At 72.6% G+C, this 12,460-nt stretch carries 13 protein-coding genes and 1 pseudogene; 1 reads left to right on the top strand and 13 read right to left on the bottom strand.

Annotated features, from left to right (window positions below; all coding sequences use genetic code 11):
* Positions 1 to 92: 92 nt before the first annotated feature.
* The 5 genes and pseudogenes from AC07DA_RS10905 to AC07DA_RS10885 form a co-directional block, all read right to left on the bottom strand.
* On the bottom strand, positions 93 to 1,658 hold the full coding sequence (locus AC07DA_RS10905; protein WP_479126643.1) for an MDR family MFS transporter: 1,566 nt from the start codon (positions 1,656 to 1,658) through the stop codon (positions 93 to 95).
* 217 nt (positions 1,659 to 1,875) lie between these two features.
* A complete protein-coding gene (locus AC07DA_RS10900) occupies positions 1,876 to 2,853 on the bottom strand; it encodes a quinone oxidoreductase family protein (RefSeq protein ID WP_479126641.1) in 978 nt (325 codons plus the stop codon).
* A gap of 187 nt (positions 2,854 to 3,040) precedes the next feature.
* Positions 3,041 to 3,184, bottom strand: a pseudogene (locus tag AC07DA_RS10895) (zinc-binding dehydrogenase); the annotation flags it as partial.
* The gene (locus AC07DA_RS10890; protein WP_479126639.1) at positions 3,157 to 3,285 is read right to left on the bottom strand and encodes a hypothetical protein; all 129 of its coding nucleotides are present in this window, start codon (positions 3,283 to 3,285) and stop codon (positions 3,157 to 3,159) included. The gene AC07DA_RS10890 and the pseudogene AC07DA_RS10895, both read right to left, overlap by 28 nt.
* 79 nt (positions 3,286 to 3,364) lie before the next feature.
* The gene (locus tag AC07DA_RS10885) at positions 3,365 to 4,918 is read right to left on the bottom strand and encodes an FAD-dependent monooxygenase (protein ID WP_479126637.1); all 1,554 of its coding nucleotides are present in this window, start codon (positions 4,916 to 4,918) and stop codon (positions 3,365 to 3,367) included.
* A gap of 114 nt (positions 4,919 to 5,032) precedes the next feature.
* Between AC07DA_RS10885 and AC07DA_RS10880 the strand changes: the two genes are divergently transcribed.
* Complete coding sequence (locus tag AC07DA_RS10880; protein ID WP_479126635.1) at positions 5,033 to 5,521, top strand: MarR family winged helix-turn-helix transcriptional regulator; 489 nt, start codon at positions 5,033 to 5,035, stop codon at positions 5,519 to 5,521.
* 163 nt (positions 5,522 to 5,684) lie between these two features.
* On the opposite strand, the gene AC07DA_RS10875 is transcribed toward AC07DA_RS10880, so the two are convergent.
* From AC07DA_RS10875 to AC07DA_RS10840, 8 genes are all read right to left on the bottom strand, one after another.
* Positions 5,685 to 7,322, bottom strand: coding sequence for an FAD-dependent oxidoreductase (locus AC07DA_RS10875; RefSeq protein WP_479126633.1), 1,638 nt, complete (start codon positions 7,320 to 7,322; stop codon positions 5,685 to 5,687).
* Positions 7,323 to 7,386: 64 nt separating this feature from the next.
* On the bottom strand, positions 7,387 to 7,659 hold the full coding sequence (locus tag AC07DA_RS10870; protein ID WP_479126728.1) for an ester cyclase: 273 nt from the start codon (positions 7,657 to 7,659) through the stop codon (positions 7,387 to 7,389).
* A 161-nt stretch (positions 7,660 to 7,820) separates the two neighbouring features.
* Positions 7,821 to 8,783 carry a GNAT family N-acetyltransferase gene (locus AC07DA_RS10865; RefSeq protein ID WP_479126631.1) on the bottom strand — a complete coding sequence of 321 codons (963 nt, stop codon included), beginning with the start codon at positions 8,781 to 8,783 and terminating at the stop codon, positions 7,821 to 7,823.
* Positions 8,784 to 8,947: 164 nt separating this feature from the next.
* A complete protein-coding gene (locus AC07DA_RS10860) occupies positions 8,948 to 9,721 on the bottom strand; it encodes an SDR family NAD(P)-dependent oxidoreductase (protein WP_479126629.1) in 774 nt (257 codons plus the stop codon).
* On the bottom strand, positions 9,718 to 11,172 hold the full coding sequence (locus AC07DA_RS10855; RefSeq protein WP_479126627.1) for an FAD-binding oxidoreductase: 1,455 nt from the start codon (positions 11,170 to 11,172) through the stop codon (positions 9,718 to 9,720). Before AC07DA_RS10855 ends, AC07DA_RS10860 begins: the two co-directional genes overlap by 4 nt.
* Complete coding sequence (locus AC07DA_RS10850) at positions 11,172 to 11,540, bottom strand: hypothetical protein (RefSeq protein ID WP_479126625.1); 369 nt, start codon at positions 11,538 to 11,540, stop codon at positions 11,172 to 11,174. Before AC07DA_RS10850 ends, AC07DA_RS10855 begins: the two co-directional genes overlap by 1 nt.
* Positions 11,540 to 11,863, bottom strand: coding sequence for a hypothetical protein (locus AC07DA_RS10845; protein WP_479126623.1), 324 nt, complete (start codon positions 11,861 to 11,863; stop codon positions 11,540 to 11,542). The genes AC07DA_RS10850 and AC07DA_RS10845 overlap by 1 nt, the downstream gene beginning before the upstream one ends.
* A 32-nt stretch (positions 11,864 to 11,895) precedes the next feature.
* Positions 11,896 to 12,447: a class I SAM-dependent methyltransferase gene (locus AC07DA_RS10840; protein ID WP_479126621.1), complete on the bottom strand. Its 552-nt coding sequence runs from the start codon at positions 12,445 to 12,447 to the stop codon at positions 11,896 to 11,898.
* Positions 12,448 to 12,460: the final 13 nt, after the last annotated feature.

Genomic DNA, 12,460 nt, shown 5'->3' with positions numbered 1-12,460 from the left:
GAAGGGCGCTGAAGGGGGCCGGGCACGGCGGCGGACGTGCGCGAGCCGCCCTCCCGCACGGGAGGGCGGCTCACGGGCAGCGGTGGAGCGGGTCAGTTCTCCCCGGCGGCCTCCTCGTGGCCGTGGTGGTCCTCGTCGCGCAGTGGCAGGTTCTTCATGGTCAGGGCGGCCAGCAGGCCCAGCAGGAGGACCGGTACGGCCGTGAGGAACACGGGTGTGAGCGCGGCGGCGTAGGACTGCTCCACGGCGTTGCGCACGGGCTCGGTGAGCCGGTCCAGTGTCTCGGTCGAGTTCAGCGCGTCGGGGTCGATGCCGCGCAGTGCGTCCGCGGGCGTCCGCTCGGCGATCTCCTCGGTGAGCCGGTTGTAGAAGATGGAGGCGAACAGCGAGATGCCCACGGTGGTGCCGAGCTGCCGGGCGAAGGCCACCGTGGCGTGGACCGCGCCGATGTCGCCGCGCGGCGCGGTGTTCTGCGCGGCCATGGTGAGCACCTGCATGTTCAGCCCGGCCGCGACACCGAAGACGAGCATGTAACCGATGACCACGGCACGGGGGGTCCCGGTGTCCATGGTGGCCAGCAGCAGCGCTCCCGCGATGCCGACGGCCATGCTGAGCACGGGGTACCACTTGTAGCGCCCCGTCCTGGTGATGGCGGCGCCGCTGACGACGGAAGAGGCGACCAGGCCGAACATCATGGGCAGCAGCACCACACCGGACAGGGTGGGGCTGGCGCCGGTCACCACCTGGATGTAGATCGCCAGGAAGTTGACCGAGCCGAGGAAGACGATGCCCGCCGCGACGCTCACCAGCACGCTGACGCTGAACGTGGAGTCGCGGAACAGGTGCAGCGGGATGACGGGTTCGGCGGCGCGGCGCTCGGCGGCGACGAACGCCACGGCGAGCAGCACCGCTCCCGCGGCCAGAGCGAGGATCCGCCAGTCCAGCCACTCGTATTTCACCCCGCCCCAGCTCGCGGCCAGGGTGAGCGCGACGATCGAGGCGCTGAGCAGGACGAAGCCGGTGTAGTCGATGCGCGCGGGCCGGTCGGCGCGGGGCAGGTGCAGGCTGGTGGAGACCAGCACCAGGATTACGATGCCCACGGGCAGGTTGATCAGGAAGACCCAGTGCCAGCTCAGCAGGTCGGTGAGCGCCCCGCCGACGGCGGGCCCGGCCAGTGCGGCGAGCGCGAAGACGATGCCGAAGAGGTTGAAGTACTTCGCGGCCTCACGCGGGTTGAACAGTTCGCCGATGATGGCGAGCACGGAGACGAAGAGACCGCCGGCGCCGATGCCCTGCAGGGTGCGGAACAGGATGAGCTGATCCATGGACTGTGCGGCACCGCTGAGCGCCGAGCCGGCGAGGAAGAGCACGACGGTGATCAGGAAGATCTTCTTCCGGCCGAAGAGGTCGCCGAGCTTGCCGTAGACGGGGGTGGTGACGCTGGCGGCGATGATGTAAGCGGTCGTCACCCAGGAGAAGACGTCGAGGCCGCCGAGGTCCCCGACGATGCGGGGCAGCGCGGTGGCCACGATCTGCGAGTCCAGCATGGCCAGGAAGACGGCCAGCATGCAGGCGGTGATGACCGGTCGGATACGGGTCTGGGGCGGGGAGCCGACCGCGGTGAGCGGGCTGTCGGTCCCCGTGGTGCGGGAGGGCACGGTGAGTCGCCTTTCGGGCTGGAGTGGGTGCCATCCCCGTCCCGCCGACCGTGGCCGGCGTCGTCTGCGGTGGGATCCGTCGGGGGATCGCTGTGGTCTGCGGTGAGTGCGCCGTACGGCACGAGAGCTCTCGTGCCGTACGGCGGGTGGCCGGCCCCGAGCGGGGGATGGTCGGGACCGGCCACGTCGGCCGGGAGGCGGCGGGACGCCGGTCCCGTCAGGGGACGAGGACGATCTTGCCGAGGTGGGCCCGCGCCTCCATCAATTCGTGTGCCTTGACGGCCTCGTCGAGACCGAGCCGCTCGTGCACGATCGGGCGCACCTTGCCGGCGGCGATCATGTCGAGCAGGTCGCGCTGTCCCGCAGCGATGGCCTCGGGCTTGTTGTAGAGCATGGCGTAGAGGGCGAACCCGGCCACGGTCTTCATCCGGCTGAGCATCAGCGGGTGGACGGGCTGGATGTCACCGCTGGCCGAGCCGTAGAAGACCAGCCGCCCGAACTGGGCGGTCAGGGCAACGCTCTTGGGGAGGATGTCGCCGCCGACGGTCTCCAGGACCACGTCCACGCCACGGCCCTCGGTCGCGTCCCGGACCTGATCGTCCCAGTCGTCGTCGGTGTAGTTGACGGTGACGTCGGCACCGAGGTCCCGGACGAAGTCCAGCTTGGCCTGCGTACTGGCGGTGGCGATCACCTTGCCGGCGCCCATCGCCTTGGCGATCTGCACGGCGAGGTGGCCGACGCCCCCGGAGGCGGCGTCGATCAGGATGGACTCGCCGGGCTTGAGCTGACCGGACTCCTTGATGGCGTGGTACGCCGTCTGGGCCGGGCTGGGCAGCAGGGTGGCCTCGGCGGCGTCCATGGTGTCCGGGATGGTGATGGCCCAGGCCGCGTCGGCGGTCACGTAGTCGGCGTAGGCGCTGTGGTCGACGTCGACGACGACACGGTCCCCCACGCGGATGTTGGCGACGCCCTCGCCGAGCGCCTCGACGACGCCGGCGACATCGCCGCCGGGGGCGCCGGGCAGCGTGGCGTGGCCGCCGATCGGGATGCCCTGACGGCGCTGGACCTCGGCGAACGTGACGCCGACGGCCTGGGAGCGGATCAGCACTTCGCCCGGTCCGGGCTGCGGCTTCTCCGCCTCTTCGACACGCAGCACCGAGGGGGCGCCGTGCTCGTAGTGGCGGACGATTCGCATGGTGTTCTCCCAACTAGGAGGTGTTGTCGAGCTGCGGACCAGTCGTCGCGCGGCTCCGCCCAGGGATCCGGGTTGCATGGGGTGGCTGCCCGGCGGCAGGTACATCCGCCGTGCGTCTCCATTACATGCAGTACAGCATGCATTTGTCAAACCGCACATCAATGATGTGATGCATTGGGTGAGGCTGTCAGGGAATGAGCACGCCCCGGCCGAGCTGGGAGCGGGACTCCATCAGCTCGTGCGCGGCCGCGGCGTCTTGCAGCGGCATCTCGGCGTGGACGACGGGACGCACCTTGCCGGACGTCACCATGTCCAGCAGTTCCCGGGCGTGACGGCGCGGTCGTCGAAGACGTCGGCGACGTCGATGGCCGGCAGCTCGCCGCCCGCGGCGCCGTACACCACCGTCCGCCCGAACAGGGCGGCGCGGTTCACGGAAGTGTGTGTGGGAAGGGCCCCGTCGGTCGAGGGAGGTGCGGGGAGGTCCCTCGGTCCGGCTGGACCCGGCCCGTGATCAGACGGTGCCGAACCAGGTGGTGACGGCCGCGGTCAGTGACTCCCGCAGCTCCGCCTCCGGCATGTCCCGGTCGGCGGCCCAGGCGACGTAGCCGTCGGGGCGGACCAGCAGCCCGGCCAGGTGCGGCTCCTGGGCGCACTCCGCCCGGACGTGCTGCAGCCGGCCCGCCCAGGACACGCCGGCGGCCCACTTTTCGTACACCTGGCTGATCTGTGCGTCGCCGCTCAGGTCGAGCAGCACACCGGTGCCGCGCTTCAGGTACTTGGGCAGGGGGTGGACGCCGTCCTCGGTCCTCAGCTCCAGGTCCCGGGCGAAGTCGCCGAGCAGCCGGTGCTCCGGGCCGTCGATCGGGTAGCGGACGGTGACGCCGCTGAGCATCTCGGCGAGGTACCGGTTCACCTGCTCCTTGCGCATGAGGTCGGTGAAGAGCTCGCGCAGCGGGGTGACGTACGGGTCCGGGTTCATCAGCGCGATCTGCGCCCGGGTGTTGGCCAGCACCTTGCGGGCCGGCGCCTGGCGCTCGCGGTCGTAGCTGTCGAGCAGGCCTTCGGGGGCCCAGCCGTGCACCGCGGCGGCGAGCTTCCAGCCGAGGTTGAAGGCGTCCTGGAGGCCGAGGTTGACGCCCTGGCCGCCGACCGGGAAGTGGGTGTGGGCGGCGTCGCCCGCTATCAGCAGCCGGCCCTCGCGGTAGTGGTCGGCCTGGCACGCGGAATCGGTGAAGACGGACAGCCAGCGCGGCGCGTGCGCGCCGAGGTCGTCGCCCCAGATCTCGCGCAGGCTCGCGGTCAGCTCCTCCAGGGTGAGTTCCGCGCCGGGCTCGCGCTGCGCCGCGAAGTCGAACGTGGACACCCGGTGGTAGGTGTCGTCGAGCGGCACACAGAACAGCAGGCCGCGTTCGGTGCGCTCCATGCCCATGGGGGCGTTCTCGCGGTCGGCGAGGATCACGTCACCGAGCCGGGCGGTGACCCGTCCGCCGGTGCCGGGGAAGGCGATGCCCGCCTCGCGGCGGACCAGGCTGCGGCCGCCGTCACAGCCCACGGCGAAGCGGGCGCGCAGGGTGTAGGCGCCTTCGGGGCCGGTCACCTCGGCCTCGACGCCGTCGTCGTCCTGGCGTACGGCGGTGACCTCGTGACCCCGCCGGATCTCGGCGCCGAACTCGGCGGCGCGCTCCTCCAGCAGGCGTTCGGTCCTGGTCTGCTCGGAGAGCAGGGCGTAGCCGTGCGCGCTGTCGAGGGTGGAGAAGTCGACCCACTCGTCCAGGCCGGCGAAGTGGCCGTTGTTCCAGGAGCGAGCGCCCTCGCGGAACCGTTTGAGCAGGCCGCGCCGGTCGAGCGACTCCAGGGACCGGGCGTGCAGCCCGAAGGCCTTGGAGTGCGGGGTGCGCTCGGGCAGCCGTTCGAGCACGACCGCTCGGACGCGGGAGATGCGCAGCTCCGAGGCGAGCAGCATGCCGACCGGACCACCGCCGACGATCAGCACGTCGAAGTCGACGTCGGTGTCGTAGGTGGTCTCGAAGTCGCGGTCGGACGCTTGGGGCAGGGGGTGGGACACGGGAGCCTCCAGGAGAAATATGTGTTCACGCACAGGTATATGCTTAAAGTCATGCAGTGGATTGAGAGCATACAGATGCTCGTCTGCCCTAATCAACTCGCTTAGAATGCGGCCATGGACACTTCGACTCAGCCCTCGCCGCGGGCAGCGGATCTGCTCGACGCCGTCGGCCCCGCCTTCTCCCGACTGCGGCGCGCACAGGTGCTGAACGTCGAGAAGCAGGTGTCCCGCAAGGACTTCACCAGGACGCTGGTCCTCAACATCGTCCAGGACGGGCCCGACCATGAGGGCCAGGAGATCACCGTCGGTGTCGTGGGCGAGCGGCTCGCCGTCGACCCCTCCGTGGCCAGCCGGATGGTGTCCGACTGCATCAGTGCCGGCTACCTGATCCGTGCGGCCTCCCAACGCGACGGCCGCCGTACGATCCTCCAGCTCACGTCGGAGGGGCACGAGACGCTTGCCCGCTTCCGCCGCCACCAGCGCGCGGCCTTCGAACGCATCACCCAGGACTGGCCGGAGGAGGAGCGGCTGGAGTTCGCCCGGCTGCTCATCAAGTACGTGGACTCGGTGGGCGAGTTGCAGCAGGACTCCGGCTCCGCCTGACCATCCGCCCGGGTCGGCGCCGCCGTCCCGCGTGCGCCGAAGGCGCGCCCGCCCGCGGCAGGAAGGGGACGGGCGTCCGGGCGCCCCCCGCCCCGCCCCACGACGGACGCACCCTGGGCGTTGCGCGTCCCCCGGCCACAGGGGCGGACGCTCCGTGCACCTCTCACGCCCGGGCGAGCACCCCCCGGAGCACCGCTTCCAGCACCGCCGTCTCTTCGCGACCGGGGTCCGCGCCCGCCGACCGCCACGCGACGACACCGTCCGGCCGCACCAGTACCGCGCCGTCCGGGCGCAGACCGCCGTAACGCTCGGCGAAGGCGCCGTCCGGGTCGGCCAGCGTGCCCGCCCCGCCGTCCGTGCCCGGCACCACCCGGCGGGTCACGACTTTCAGGCCCAGCCCGGCGGAGGCGGACACCGCGGCCGAGATCCACTCCAGGCCCCGCTCCCCGGTCAGCAGGACGAAGTCCCGCCCGAACAGGTCGAGCGTGGAGAGCGGTTCGCCGCCCCGAGACAGCAGCACGTACGGCGCCCGGGTCCCCGGCTCCCCGCGCAGCGCCCGCGGATCGGAGGCGACGGGCAGACCGGCGCCGCCCGGCTCCGCGACGACCGCGGCGGAGCGGTACGCCTGGCCCGACGTCACCGTCACGGCGTCCGCCACGACGGCGCGCTGCTCGGGGGTGGCGGTGCCCGAGCGCACGGCGAGCTGGAGGGACCCCTGCTCGGCCGTGTAGGCCGCCACAGGCCGCCGCTCGGCGTCGTACGTGGCCACCAGGCCGGGACCCGCGACGCCGGCGACCACCAGGGCGAGCTTCCAGGCGAGGTTGTGGGCGTCGGCGATACCGGTGTTGGCTCCGTAGCCCCCGGTCGGTGGCACCACGTGTGCCGCGTCCCCCGCGAGCAGCACCCGCCCGTGCACGAAGCCCTCGGCCACCTGTTCCGCCATGTCCCAGGGGAAGCGCGAACGGATCGTCACCTCGGTCCCGGGCGCTCCCACGGCCGCCCTCACCAGCGCGGCACAGCGGTCGTCGGTGAAGTCCTCCAGGCTCTCGCCGTCCTCGGGCCGGTACCCGACGATCAGCGTGCCCCCGGTCAGGGCGTCGTCGTGCACGAGGATGCCGGTGACCTCGTCGTTCTTCACATGGACCACGCTGTAGCGGCGCTCGCCGAGGACCGGGCGCAAGTCCGCGCCGAACGCGATGCTCACATGCCGGGACAGCACCCCGCGCCCCTGCCTGGGCACCTTCAGCGCCTCCCGAACGGTGCTGCGCGGCCCGTCACAGGCCACCAGGTAGGAGCTGCGGAAGGTACGGGTACCGGCGTCGTCGGCGAGGACGGCGGTCACCCCGTCCGGGTCCTCCGCGAAGGACAACAGCTCGGTAGCGAAGCGGAGGTCGGCGCCCAGCTCCTCGGCCCGGGCCCGCAGCAGCGGCTCCAGCCGGTCCTGCGGCAGCAGCAGCAGCCGGGAGGGCGTGAGGTCGGCCAGGTGGTCGTCGCCCTCCAGTTCCTCCTTGCTGAACAGCATCTCCCCGGCCAGCGAGGTCACCCCGGCGCGCGTGCGGTGGGCGGCGAATCCCGCCGCCTCCCGGACGGCCGCGTCCTCCACGCCGGCCTGTCGAAGGAGCTCCCCGGTCCTGGGGTAGTAGCCGACGGCCCTCGGGTGGACGGAAGTGCCGGGGTGGCGCTCCACCAGGGTGCACCGGACTCCGTGCCGGGCGAGGAACAGGGCGGTGGACAGCCCGACGAGGCTGCCGCCCACGATGAGTACGGGTGCGCTGTCGGAAGGGTCGGAAGCGGTGGTCATCGCACAGTCCTTCTCTGGGGTTCGGGCCTCGGACATCGGCTGACGGAACGGACGTCGGTGCTGCTCACGGGGCCGGCAGCCCGGCCCGCCCAGGGCCAGGTAGTCCACGACCTCCCCAGTGCTCCGCGACTCTGCCGCGCTCGCCGGCCAGGGTGCCGGTCCAGGTGACGAAGACCGTCACCAGGTCCCCGGCGGCGACGATGCGGTCCACGGTGGTCACCAGGTGGGGAAACACGGCGATGTTGTCCGCGAAGAACGCCCTGAACGTGTCGGGCCCGTCCGGCACCCCGTCCGTCCGCATGTCGTGGTGCCGGTAGTCCTGGTTGTCGGCCACCAGGTGGCCGATGCCGGCGTGCAGCTCCGCGGCGTTCGCGGTAGAGCGTCTGGCACAGCCCGCGGACCAACTCGGCGTGGTGCGCGCGCTGCCCGGCGGGGATCACGGTGGGCATGGGGTCCTCTCGGCTCGGGAACGGGGGAGCATCGGGGGAGGGCGACCGCTCAGGCCCTGAGCGCGTACGTCGACCAGTGGGAGTCGGCCTCGAAGCCAAGCTTGCGGTTGAGCGCGACCACGGCCGTGTTCGCGGTGTCGTTGAAGACCTGGAACAGCGCCAGACGGCTGTTCTCCCGGACGGCGCCCAGCACCAGTTCGGCCTTCAGCCAGGTGGCCAGGCCGCGCCGCCGGTGCCGCGGCAGCACCAGCGTCTCGCCGACGTCCGCCATCGGACCGCCGCGCACGAACGCGGTGGCGTACGCGACGATCGCGGTGCCCCGCTCGGGCAGCGCCGCCACCACATGGGGCCGGTGCCCCGCCCGTTCCGCCTCCGCTTCCCGCGCCCGTACGTCGTCGGCGGAGGGACGCCGCACCCGGGCCTGGCCGTTGACCCGTTCCTCCAGCGCGCTCCAGGCCCGCGCGTAGGACTCCACCAGGTCGTCGGGGCAGGGCCCCTGCCACGCCACCAGCCGGTACCCGGGCACCGGCCGGGCCGCCGTGGCCCGCAGCACCGCCCGGGCGGGGCCTCCCGCGCGCAGCCGCTGGCGCACGCTCTCGCCGACGAGTTCCGCGCCGAGCTCCGCCGCGAAGCGCTGACCGGCCACTGCCCTCGGAGCGTCGGCCAGCAGCAGGTCCCGTCCCCGCTCCCGCAACGCCGCCAGCCCCGCGGCCGCCAGGGCCCGCCCGGCACCAAGCCGCCGGAAGCCGGGGAACACCCACAGTGAGCCGTGCCCCGGCCCGCCCGGATCCCCCAGGTCGAGCCCGAGCTTCAGTACCCCGGCCGGGGTGCCGCCGTCGTACGCGGCGAGCACGATCCGCTCGGTTCCGTGCCGCCGCTGGAACAGCCGCGCCAGCAGGGCCTCCGTGACCGGCGGATCACCGGGCAGCTCCAGGCTCATGGTCTCCCGGAACCCGGGAAGCAACGCCGCGAGGGTCGCCGGCTCATCGCCGTCGAGGCTACGAATGTCCATGCCTCATACGGTGGCCCGGACGTCTCGAAGCACCGTCGAGGACAACTCGACACCCGGTACCGGCACGGCAAAAGGGATGGGCCCCGTCGCCTCCCCGACTGAGCGGAGAACGAAGGGGCCCGGTGACGCGCGGTGGGCGAGGTTGCCCGGGCGGACGCCGGCCGTCAGGCGCCGCCCGTCACGCGGAGTGTCTCGCCGTTGGTGTTGCCGTTGGCGGCCGAGCCGAGGAAGACGACGGCCCGGGCCACGTCCTCGGGCGCGGACATCCGGCCCGACGGCAGCGTCCTGCCCTTCTCCTCCAGGAAGCCCGGGGGCATGTGCGCCCGCACGGTCTCGGTGCTGGTCTGCCCCGGCACCACCATGTTGACCAGGATCCCCTCGGGGCCCAGCTCCCAGGCCAGGCTGCGCATCAGCCCGAAGAACGCGGACTTGCCCGCGCCATACGCCCCCGTCCCGGCCTTGCCGGTGTCCGCGAGGCCCGCGCCGATCAGCACGACCCGGCCCCACGGCCGCCCGCGCATCCACGGCAGCACCGCCTGCAGCGTGTGGAACACGGCGTCGACGGACGTGCGCAGCACCTCCTGCCACTGCTTCGCCGGCACGTCCTCGAAGCGGGGCACCGGCTGCCCGGGCCGCGGGATCGCCTCGCTCCAGACCACCGCGTTGGCCACCAGCACATCGATGCCGCCCCACTCCTCGGCGACCCGCCCCACCGCGTCCCGTACGCACCGCTCGTCCGCGAGGTCGTAACGCACCACCAGCGGTGTCCCGCCCGCCTCGCTCACCAGGCGTGCCGTTTCCCTGGCCCCGTCCTCGTTGCTGTGGTACGTGATCGCGACCCGCGCGCCCTCCTCCCCGTACGCCGCGGCCGTGGCCCGGCCGATGCCCGAGGAGGCGCCGGTGACCAGCACGACCTTGTTGCGCAGATCCGTCCTCATGACTCCACCTCGGTCGTCGTCGGGGCACGGTGGCCGATGCTCTGCTCGTGCCGGAAGAAGCCCTCCGGGTCGTAGGCCCGCTTCACGGCGCGCAGCCGGAGCCGGTTGGCGCCGAAGTACTCCGTCTCCCAGTCACCGGCCACGCGTGAGCTGGGGAAGTTGATGTACGAGCCGCAGGCGAGCGGCTCCAGCGCCGTCGCCGCGCGGTCCGCCAGCGCGGTCAGCCGCGCCGGAGCCGCCGGGTCCGCCGCCACCTGACGGCAGGCGAACTGGTAGCCGATCAGGAACCGTGCGTCGCGGTGGGCGTAGGCGGTCGCGGTGCCCGGCACGCGGCCCGCCGCGCCACCCAGCGCGATGCACAGCAGGTAGCGCTCCTGGCCCGACGCGTCGAGCCCGGGGTCCCAGGCGTCGAGCAGGGCCGCGGATTCCGCCCGGGTCGCGGCCCGGGCGGTCAGCCGGTAGCTCTGCCGGGTGTACGGGTGCCGGTGCCCCTCCGCCCCGGGTCCGGTCCCGCTACGACGGCACTGGGCCACCGTCTTCGAGCCGCACAGCGCCTCGTGCATCACCTCCGCGTAGCCGCCCCGCGCGCCGACGGTCCGGCTCAGCGGCTTGCTCCCGGCCCGTTCCGCCAGCTCGTCCAGCCCGGCGTGCACCACCTCGTCCGGGCCCAGGTGCACACCCCAGACCCTGACCACGGGTCGCCCGCCCGGCCCGAACATGCCCGGCAGCACCACCAGCGAGGTGCCGAGCTCGTCCGGGCCGTCGACGGCCCACTCCTGCCAGGCCGTCAGCACCTCCACGGCGTCGTCGTACGCCCACAGCGTCTCGAAACCGGTCAGCACCGGGGCGTCGATCGGCCGCACCTCGAACTCCGTGACGACGCCGAAGGTGCCCCCGCCGCCACCGCGCAACGCCCAGTACAGATCGGGCTCCTCGGTGGGCGAGCAGCGCACGGTCCGGCCGTCGGCGAGCACGACGCGGGCCGCGGTGATCCGGTCGCTGCCCAGTCCGAACCTCCGCGTCTGCCAGCCGATCCCGCCGCCGGTCAGGAATCCGCCCGCGGAGACCGTGGGAAAGGTCCCGGTGACGATCTGCCGCCCCTGGGACCGCAGGGCGTCCAGCGCGTCCAGCGACTGCACTCCCGCCCCGAGCCGCACCATGGGCCCCTCGGCCACGGCGTGGTTCATCCGGGACAGGTCGACGATCAGACCCGCACCGGTCGACCAGCCGTTGAAGCTGTGGCCGCCGCCCCGGACGTGCGCACGCACGTCGTGTTCCCGGGCGTGGCGCACGCACGACGCGACATCCCGCTCGGAGGCGCAGTACGCGACGGCGTACGGCTCGGCCGTGTCGTACTCGGTGTTCTGGAGCTGTCTGGCCAGGGCGAAGCCCGCCTCGTGAGGCAGAACCAGGTCGCCGTGGAGCCGGTCCCGCAGCGCCGCCGCACGCATCAGTCGTCGACGCCGAACTTGCCGGCGGTCACCTTGGAACCCGCGTGCCCGCGCAGCTTGGTGCCCTGCGGGTCGAAGAACTCGGCGCCGCCGGTGCCCTGCCACTCGGTGTCCGAGACGAACTCGCCCGACACCCGCACGTGCGCCTCGCCCACGTGCTTGCCCTCGGGGTCGGCGGCCAGGATGTGGAAGCCGTACTCGAAGGTGTCCGGGCCCGTGGCACGCCACGAGCCCAGGCCGATGTTCTTCGTGTTGAGCTGGGTGGAGACGACCAGGCCGTCCGCCGAGAAGGAGACGAGCCCGGGGACCGCCTTCCCGTCGTCGTCCAGCTGCGTGGTCCATGTGCCGATCAGCCGTGCGTCGCTCATCAACGATCTCCTTGTTCCTCTGGGGATTCGAGCGCGGTGGAACGTCCCGGCCAGGCTTCCGGCACCCTCTCGATACCGGCTCGAGGCGCCCTGTAGGAGGGCGGGGCCTGACGCGGGGGGCGGCACAGCGGACCGAACTCCGGATGCCAGAGCCCGGCCACGTGGGTGGAACCGAGGGCCACCAGACCCCGGTAGGACGGCAGCAGGAGGTAGCGCACCAGCCCTCGCCACACGGCGCCCCAGGCGGTGCGGCGGGGCGGGACGGCGATCTTGTCGGGGTGTCCCTCGGGCAGGAACTCCGGGTTGAACGGACGCGGGGACATGGCACTCCCTGGGAAGTGGACGCGCGAAGTCGTCAGGCGGCGCGAACGGCCATCTCGACGCCGCCGTCGAAGGGAAGGGGCAGCGACACGTAGCCGCTGCCGGAGAACCGGAGGTGGGCGAGGAACTCCGCGGACCGCGCCGGCACGTCCCGCACTCCGTGGGCCACCACCACGGCACCCGGCAGCATCCTGGGCTCCACCAGCTTCAGCAGCGTGAGGAAGGACTCCGGCGGACCGCCCAGCGACAGCAGGTCCACCGGCCCGGACACGGCCGCCAGCAGCCGCTCGGGGCTCCCCGACCGCACCTGGGCGTACGGTCCGAGTCCGGCCTTCTCGACCGCGGCGGCGACGGCCTCGGCGCGTACGCCCTCCGACTCCCAGCAGATGACCCGGCCCCGTCCGTTCTCGCTCATGGCCGCCGCGAGGTCGGTGGCGCACGACTCGTCGGGACAGCCGACCTGCAGCACGTTGAGCGGCCCGGCGGCCAGCACCAGTTGCCGCAGCAGGGTCCCGGTCGCGGTCGCGCAGGAAGGCTCGGCGGAACAACCGGCCGGATTCCCGGCGGAAGAAACGGCATTGGGCATGCGGAACTCCCCG

Source organism: Streptomyces sp. NPDC044921 (assembly GCF_056432865.1).
Note: the sequence above shows the minus strand (reverse complement) of the source record. Positions and strands in the feature narration are given on the sequence as shown.

Excerpts from the sequence above, each read along its gene's own strand:
- AC07DA_RS10850 (WP_479126625.1), bottom strand. The coding sequence starts at position 11,540 with ATGAGCGACGCACGGCTGATCGGCACATGGACCACGCAGCTGGACGAC.
- AC07DA_RS10875 (WP_479126633.1), bottom strand. The coding sequence starts at position 7,322 with ATGACCACCGCTTCCGACCCTTCCGACAGCGCACCCGTACTCATCGTG.
- AC07DA_RS10865 (WP_479126631.1), bottom strand. The coding sequence starts at position 8,783 with ATGGACATTCGTAGCCTCGACGGCGATGAGCCGGCGACCCTCGCGGCG.
- AC07DA_RS10900 (WP_479126641.1), bottom strand. The coding sequence starts at position 2,853 with ATGCGAATCGTCCGCCACTACGAGCACGGCGCCCCCTCGGTGCTGCGT.
- AC07DA_RS10840 (WP_479126621.1), bottom strand. The coding sequence starts at position 12,447 with ATGCCCAATGCCGTTTCTTCCGCCGGGAATCCGGCCGGTTGTTCCGCC.
- AC07DA_RS10855 (WP_479126627.1), bottom strand. The coding sequence starts at position 11,172 with ATGCGTGCGGCGGCGCTGCGGGACCGGCTCCACGGCGACCTGGTTCTG.
- AC07DA_RS10880 (WP_479126635.1), top strand. The coding sequence starts at position 5,033 with ATGGACACTTCGACTCAGCCCTCGCCGCGGGCAGCGGATCTGCTCGAC.
- AC07DA_RS10845 (WP_479126623.1), bottom strand. The coding sequence starts at position 11,863 with ATGTCCCCGCGTCCGTTCAACCCGGAGTTCCTGCCCGAGGGACACCCC.
- AC07DA_RS10860 (WP_479126629.1), bottom strand. The coding sequence starts at position 9,721 with ATGAGGACGGATCTGCGCAACAAGGTCGTGCTGGTCACCGGCGCCTCC.